The following is a 7,720-nucleotide window of genomic DNA, read 5'->3' as shown; positions in this document are numbered from 1 at the left end:
GGACTGGCGAACGCCGCTGGAAGTTTACGCCGAGGTGCTCAAGAAATCCGTCGGTGGACCGAGCACCCTTCAATAGCGTTGCGCTTGGAACTTGAGACCGCCGATCCTTGAGGAAGTAGAGTTCACCCAGTGCTATAGCAAATATAACTAAAAGTAGCGTTCTAAGCAGCTTGATAAAGCTTTCGCCATTCCCCCAGAACGCATCGAGCAATACAAACTCAAGCCACTCGATGAATGCCCCCACACGCTTCTTACCAGGATACTTTTTACGGTAATAGAACTCGCGAGATTTCCAAGCCTTATATAAGTGTACGCGACCTGCTTCCAATTCGACTTTAATTGCCTTATTAGCCGCTACCGAATCCCCAACTTGCTGGAAATTAACCCGAAGTGTTCTGGAAAATTTTTGCTGGAGGTTTTCCTGTCCAGGACATCCTGTATCTAGGATTTCAGGTTCAATCTGCGTTTGCGAAAACTCTGCGTAATCAAATACGCAGCCATCGAACTTACTGCCCCGCAAGTTTGAACTGGTAAACTTGCATCCAATGAATTTGCACGAATCAAAACTACAATTATGCAAGTACGCCGAATCAAACTGAGAGTAGCTAAAGTCACAATCAATGAAGCGCTTCTTTTTCGCAACCAAGCGTTCAAACTGCTTGTTTCGCAGGTTCACTCCTTTTAGGTCATGAGCAATAGCTTGGTCTGAGATAGCTTCTCTACCAGATGGGCGTAAATGGTCGTTCATATTGTTGAGATCATCCTCAATACCGTATAACGTTCGCCATCAGCCGCGCGAGGGACGAGCGTCGGTTGCATGGCATTGTTAGCGGGCGACGGAGCGTGCGAAATTTCGGTACTCATCGAAAACTACCCCAAGCTCATTGCAGCGATCCCGCACGAATTCATGGTCCCGGCGCGCACCCCGTCTATCATGGGTTTGGCCATTTCCATCAATCTTGGATAAGAGGTCCTCTATATCCTCCGCATCATATTTCGGTAGGAACGGCGAAATCGCCACACTAAACCTTTCATCTGCCTCATCGTACGACCAACTAGACCCATAGTACGAGTTAAGAATAAAGGTGACTTGCTTTTTCCATTCCGCCGAATCGCTTATATTCTGGAGGGATACAACAACTTCGTTTGACAGGCGCGGATGGTCGTCAGACCCAATCCACTCTACGAGTTTTTCCGAATGATCTTGTAGGGATCCGTCCAGGAACCACGCAAATACTCTTGCGTCGGCATCTCTTTCCGCAACATGCTGAACTATGACCTTTGCGGCGTCATTTAATCCATCATAGAGCGATGGATATTGGGATAAAAGCTGAATTAGCAACCTCGCCGACTCCCCCTCTTGGGCGATGTTGCTATAGTAATCTGATTCATTAGACACCGCGTCACGGACGTCGGATGGATTACGGCCCACGAACAGCCTGAGGGTGCGATAGTTTATGTCTCTATGTGCATCACAATCATCATTCTGCAATCGAAATACGAGCTTCCATAGCGAGCGAATGAGGCCTAGTTCCAACTTCAGGTCCGCTCTAGATAAGTATTTGCTCTCAATATAAGATCTGAGCTTTTCGTCAGTCACAAGAACGTTTTTAGATTCTGCAAGGTCATTGACAAGGGCATCAAAGACTCGATTTGTGTATATTGGGGGTTTAGTGAGCAATCCATCTAAGGTGTTACGAATTAGCGCACGGACTGAGTCTTTGTTCGGTTGATGCAGCTCTGAATTCCCAGAAAGGACCGGGTGCGCCGCCAAATGCCGTTGTCTCTGCAAATGCTTAAGATGGTCCAAGTCTGCCAAATCGAGAAGTCGGGTCCGCTCCTCAATTTCCTCAATTAAACGCCCTTCCCATTCGGACGATCTCGCATTGGCTTCTTGAAGTCGCTCAATCTCATCTAGTATTTCCTTCCCAATTTCGTCCCCTGAGATATCTCTGAGATACTGAAGCTTGTATATGATGTCGCAAACAGCTACTGACCACAGCATGACAGTCGCTGAGCGCCAATTTCCTAGTTGATAGGAACTGACCACCTCTCGAAAGTAATCTTTTGTACGGTGATCGAAGATCTCCGCGGCCCTTGTTTCAATCGAATATTCATCGCGAATCAAAATTCAATCTCCGTCATCGACGACGCCCCGCTAACGCCTCGCCTCAGCGGCGCGTGTCTTCGCGCGTCCGCTACAGGCGCTTGTTAGGGGTAATCTGTAGAATCTCAGCATGCGCCCATCGGACCGATTCATTGAACTCAAACTGAGCAGACTGGATGTGCCCCAAGTCACCTTGTTTGTTGCTCAACAAACGGCTTATTGAGCCAAACAGTTCTTCCTCCGTCTTTATTACATCATCTCCTTTTTGGGGAGCAAATTGAATGTAGATTCGTAGGTCCCACTGTAGTCGTCGCAGTCTCCAAACGCTCGAACTCACTTCCTGCTCTCTGCTCTTAAACTCTTCTTCCCAGCCGGGGAGCTTTTCAGTGCTAATTTGAGCCGCTTCGGATAGGGCTGCCACACAGCTCGTGGCAGCATCATTGTATTCATTAGCAACCTTGACGAATCCTGAGGCCCAATACTCTTGCCAGCCTCTCTCTCTGGAAATTGCCGACTTACCAGCCTCAAGTCTCTTGTTTAGCAAGATGCCTACCGCAAGCAAGACGAGCGGAGTAAGAAAGGAGGCTATGACCTTGAGTACTTCCATCGTGTCGTTCACGTTACGCTTGACCCCTAACGCCGCCAGCACGCGCGGCTTTGCAGTGAAGGCGAAGCCGCAACGGAAAAGCCGTCGCCGTGCCTGGCCTTGTTAATTTTCGCTGAGCGAGGACCGAATCTTCTCATTCGTTTTCTTGATCTTTTCCTTGGCCTTTTTGCGAGCAACCTCAAGGTCCTTTATTAGTTGATCAACGGCATAGTCGACTTCTTGATCTGATGCCAGTTGGGCAGTAATTGCTACCGAACCATCATTCAAGGTCCCATAGGAATTAAGGACGATATTGACCATCTGATTCCCGGGCAAATCTCCCTTCTTCCAGCCATCCATAATACCTACAACACCGAATTTTCCGCTCATGACTGATGCCCTCTGTAAAAATAACGCCGCAAATTACCGGCGGCAAAAATCATAGCGAAGCGCCGCTTTTTGTCGTCCGAGTGCATTTGCCTTGTTAGGTGCCTGCATTGCCATTCTTTGGATTATTAGGATCACCAGTGATTTGTCCAAACCACGCTCTTTCACGATCTAGGTTGACTTCACTACCAAATCCTAACTCTTTTCTGATCAAGTTCCGTAATTCATTAAGCTGATCTGTTGGCGGCACACGCTCCCCATCTACAGGACCACATAGAATCTCGGTGTAAAGCTCGATTATTCTGGAATTGTCACATGCCAGTATTAATTTGCTGTGCACCTCTCTAGCTTTTGCTGAGTCAGCTACTTGAGGAGTAGGTTTTGGGCTTGTAAAAAAGTGCGAGAAGAAAGCATCAATAACTGACAATGCTTCAAGGCATGCGTCGTGCTTCATTTGGCGCTTAGCCTGAGCTATAGATTCATTGTTACGGACGTCCTTCTTAACGCTTTCGACAAGAGAGGTTAACTCTTCAATATTCTCTCTTGTAGCTAAATCCTGTCCTTTTCGTTTTAAATATGCGCCGAATAGAAAGCTTATGCATACCGCAATTGCTGCTAGCAGATAATGCCACCAAATGAACCCAAGTCCTTCTTCGACGGCTGTTTCAACTATTTGCTTTATTTCTTCGGGAGTCATTTCTTGCTCACCTAACGACGAAGCACAGCGGCGACCTTGGAGTGGCGACGAAGGAGCCACGGAAAGGGCGTCCGGCGGCCATCGGCCGCGTACTGCTGCGACTTGTTATAACGTTTTGTAGTAGCCATTGTGCGAAAGTTGCAAAGTGCGTAAATGTGGATACTGCTCAGGTATGGCATTTTTCGCAACAATCCCACATTCAATTACTTTCTGGCGTATCTCAGACATAAGCTCGTCAATGGAAACTATTCGGCCACCTGCAAGCTCATCTCGACCTTTCGGGTGCGATATAAGCACAGCAATCTGCTCAATTTCCACGCTCGAATCGAGCCAAGTCAATATCTCACTGAAGATGTACTTTTTTGCCGCTGCGAACTTCTTCGTGAACCTTTGCTCACGTACCGTCCATGAATGGGCATCAATGGATGGTTCGATATGAACCAAGTGGCCTGTGTGCGGATCAAAGGCGATCACATCCAACTCCATTTCCCAGCCACCATGCCCAAGCTTACCGACCTTGATGTTTCGTTTTACCAGGTAGCCTTTCCAGTCGTAATATTCGGCAATAAGGTTCTCTAAATGCGACATAGTTTCCTTACGTTATAACGCCAAGCTCAGCCGAGGAAGGCCGCGTCGCGGCCTGACGTCGGCTGGAGCGACGTGTTAGATTTCATTCAGCTCGGCAATTATCTTCTTGACCGTGGGCTCGCCCCATTCCCTTGGGTGCTTAACCTGAACACGACCACCACTACCAATCTTCCCGGCGAGCTCAGACAGCTTCTTTGCGTGGCGCTCGGCCCAAGAATTTTCGACTGCAACCGAATAAACATCATCTGGATTTAGTGGAACCCCCTGCTTATGGAGAGCCTTGAACAGTTCCTTTGCCCTTGATTCATCAAGAGGATGCGCAAGCCCGGTTGAGACATTAACCACCTGGGATAGCGCTTCAATTGCTTTCCGAAGTATTGGATTCACTAGGCTCTCTCCTTCTGAAATCTAACGTCGGCTGAATGGCATGGTTAGGCACTTGGGCTATAATCCTTATCCGCATTCGCCTCGAAGCGCCTGAGATACTTCGTCATTATTTCCACATGGCGCGTTGCGCCTAGAGCTTTGGCCACGAGAATATGGGATATAAATGTTCTGTACATGTAGTTCCAAAGATCTCTTTGATGTTCCTCAATTCGAGGCGTGCCCAACATGCCTTTTATGTAAAATTTCGGTGGATTCCCACTATACCGATCCATAATGTGATGTGACGCGCCGTGTACAAAACCCGAATAGGCCTTATGGATTGTTCGGGCCAACTCGATGCCACGGCTTGGGTCCATCGGTGCTCCTTCCACATTTGCGATATACGCCCTGATCTTTCTTCTCGATACCATTGGGCGCTTCTGCTCGGATGTTAGCGGATCACCCGAGTCATCGAACTCTTCCTCCCAGAAAGCAGCCAGAAATTTTTGGTGCAAGTCCGTGATTCTGTCATTCGTGACGGCATAGACCAGAAAAAGAATGTCTTCATTAGACTCGTCTACAACTCGCTGAAGTGCAGCCTGTTCTTGGACATACCCATGTTCAAGCAAGACCTGCGCCGCTCTCACTGTGCTTTGAGCGTGCGCCAACTTCTGAATGATGGCTTGATAAATGTCCTGCTCTTCAAATCGGTATACTTCGCCAAAGGGTTTACGGACGAGCTTTGGCTTACTCGGCATCGCAGCCTCGAAATCTCTAAACGAGATCTCCATTAGCTGCAGCATCTTAGCGATATCGTCATCCATCGGTGAGTGCCTAACGGCACGGTTCAGGCGCCCGGGCAAGCAGCCGCGCTGCTTGCCCGGGTCGCCTGGAACCGTTTGTTATGCAAGTTCTCGATCAGTTCTTGCATCAGTTCTTACTGCACGTGATCCGTTCGGATGAATTTACCCAATGACTTGGATTCTCGCGCGTATTAAACCCGCAACCAGTCGTACTGCCTTTGGTTCCTTTGTGTACTTCGCCGGTGGGCGTGTGCTTTACAGCCATTTCACTCTCTCCTCATGGAGCTGGTTGGTTGCCCCATTTTCCACACCGGGCGCGATCAGCCGCGCCCTCTTCGTCAGCATCGCCTGGAATGCACTCTAATGCGCTGCAGTGCTACTCCTAGTCTTCGCTGATCTCTTGATACATATACATGCCCGTTTCATTCCACTTGCGGAACACGTGGCCTCATTCACAACGGGCATCATCTTTGTCCTTTAACGGAAGGCTTTGATACCGCACGCGGTATTGGCGCCCGCATTCGGGGCAATGCTCGTTGTCCAGCTCCGTAATTTCAAAGCTCCCCATGGCTCCTCCGCCCTATACGTCAACGTAGTTGTCACCCAAACGGATTGAGAGGTGATCAACGTGCGTTACCCCGCAGAGCGTAAGGAAGCCATCCTTCAGAAGATGGCGCCACCCATGAGCATGACCATCCCGGAACTGGCTGCGCAGGAAGGCATCACAGCGACAACCCTCTACAATTGGCGGAAACAGGCCAGAGCACGAGGACAGGTTTTGCCATCACGTTCCACCAAGCCCGATCAGTGGACCAGCCAGGAGAAGTTCCAGATCGTCCTGGAGACGGCCCCGATGACGAGGCCGAACTCAGCGCCTATTGCCGCGAGCGTGGGCTCTACCCCGAGCAGGTGGAGGCCTGGCGGGATGCCTGCATGAACGCCAACGATGATGCGGCAGCGCAGGCCAAGCAGCTTCGCCAGGCGCGCAAGTCGGAGCAGAAGCGGCTCCGCAAGCTGGAGCGAGAACTACACCGCAAGGACAAGGCCCTGGCTGAGACGGCGGCGCTGCTGGCCCTATCAAAAAAGGCAGAGGCGATCTGGGGCACGACCAACGACGAGGACGACTGACCAGCCTCCCGGATCGCCAGCGTATCGTGACCCTGGTGCAAGACGCCCAGAGTGACGGTGTTCGGCTGGCCAAGGCCTGTCAGGTGATGGGCATCAACGTGCGCACCTACTACCGCTGGGTCGCTGAGGGCGAGGTGACGGCTGATCGCCGTCCCGACGCCGGCCGGCCAGAGCCTGCCAACAAGCTGTCTCCCGAGGAGCGAGAGGCGGTCGTGGCGCTGTGCAACGCCCCGGAGTATCGAAGCCGTCCTCCAGCCTTCATCGTGGCCGATCAGGCAGACAAGGGACGCTACCTGGCCTCTGAGTCGACGATGTACCGAGTGCTTCATGAATACGACCAGCAACACCATCGGGGCCGACAGCAGGCCCCGCAGCGCAAGCGCTCGCCGACCACTCACCAAGCCACGGCGCCGAACCGCCTTTGGTGCTGGGACATTTCGTGGCTTCCCGGTCCCGCGCGTGGCACCTGGTGGTACCTGTACCTGATCATGGATGTCTTCAGCCGCAAGATCGTCGGGCACGAGGTCTACGAAAGCGAGACCGGCGAGCTGGCCGCCGAGCTGATCCAGAAAGCCTGCTGGCGAGAGCACCTTACGGATCGTCACAAGCCTCTGATTCTCCACTCGGATAACGGCAGCCCGATGAAAGCGGCGACCTTCCTGGAGAAGCTCTACGACCTGGGCATCACCCCGTCGTATAGCCGGCCAAGGGTCAGCAACGACAATGCCTTTGCCGAGTCCGCCTTCAAGACGCTGAAGTACCGGCCGGGCTTCCCCGTTGACGGCTTCGCGACATTGATCGAGGCGCAGGATTGGGTCCAGCAATTCATCGAGTGGTACAACCATGAGCACCGGCACAGTGCCCTTCGCTACGTCACCCCAGGCCAGCGTCATAGCGGCGAAGCCGAGGATATTCTGACGCAGCGCCGGGAGGTCTTCGAGGCAGCGAAGCAACGTCACCCAGAGCGCTGGTCGGGTGACATCCGGAAACTCAGCCTGCCAGAGGTAGTGCACTTGAATCCCGAGAGGGACCCGGTGCCACAGGCAGCAGGGTTTTAA

At 51.6% G+C, this 7,720-nt stretch carries 7 protein-coding genes and 2 pseudogenes; 1 reads left to right on the top strand and 8 read right to left on the bottom strand.

The features are described 5' to 3' along the window. Positions 1–505: 505 nt before the first annotated feature. The 8 genes and pseudogenes from QWY80_RS19455 to QWY80_RS04225 all read right to left on the bottom strand — a co-directional run. Positions 506–748: pseudogene (locus tag QWY80_RS19455) on the bottom strand (pentapeptide repeat-containing protein); the annotation flags it as partial. Positions 749–826: 78 nt separating this feature from the next. Beyond that, on the bottom strand, positions 827–2,128 hold the full coding sequence (locus tag QWY80_RS04255; protein ID WP_290229455.1) for a hypothetical protein: 1,302 nt from the start codon (positions 2,126–2,128) through the stop codon (positions 827–829). Between the two features lie 70 nt (positions 2,129–2,198). Then, positions 2,199–2,714 carry a hypothetical protein gene (locus QWY80_RS04250; protein WP_290229454.1) on the bottom strand — a complete coding sequence of 172 codons (516 nt, stop codon included), beginning with the start codon at positions 2,712–2,714 and terminating at the stop codon, positions 2,199–2,201. A gap of 102 nt (positions 2,715–2,816) precedes the next feature. Next, complete coding sequence (locus tag QWY80_RS04245; protein ID WP_290229453.1) at positions 2,817–3,083, bottom strand: hypothetical protein; 267 nt, start codon at positions 3,081–3,083, stop codon at positions 2,817–2,819. A 94-nt stretch (positions 3,084–3,177) separates the two neighbouring features. Beyond that, positions 3,178–3,777: a hypothetical protein gene (locus tag QWY80_RS04240; protein WP_290229452.1), complete on the bottom strand. Its 600-nt coding sequence runs from the start codon at positions 3,775–3,777 to the stop codon at positions 3,178–3,180. A gap of 105 nt (positions 3,778–3,882) precedes the next feature. Then, positions 3,883–4,365, bottom strand: a complete 483-nt coding sequence (locus tag QWY80_RS04235) for a hypothetical protein (RefSeq protein WP_290229451.1) — start codon at positions 4,363–4,365, stop codon at positions 3,883–3,885. A 75-nt stretch (positions 4,366–4,440) separates the two neighbouring features. Beyond that, complete coding sequence (locus tag QWY80_RS04230; protein ID WP_290229450.1) at positions 4,441–4,752, bottom strand: DUF1889 family protein; 312 nt, start codon at positions 4,750–4,752, stop codon at positions 4,441–4,443. A 44-nt stretch (positions 4,753–4,796) separates the two neighbouring features. Beyond that, positions 4,797–5,555, bottom strand: coding sequence for a hypothetical protein (locus QWY80_RS04225; protein ID WP_290229449.1), 759 nt, complete (start codon positions 5,553–5,555; stop codon positions 4,797–4,799). A gap of 649 nt (positions 5,556–6,204) precedes the next feature. Between QWY80_RS04225 and QWY80_RS04220 the strand changes: the two are divergent. Beyond that, a pseudogene (locus QWY80_RS04220) lies at positions 6,205–7,720 on the top strand (IS3 family transposase).

The organism is Halomonas ramblicola (assembly GCF_030409215.1).
Classification (GTDB): domain Bacteria; phylum Pseudomonadota; class Gammaproteobacteria; order Pseudomonadales; family Halomonadaceae; genus Halomonas; species Halomonas ramblicola.
This window is presented reverse-complemented; position numbering and strand designations above follow the sequence as displayed.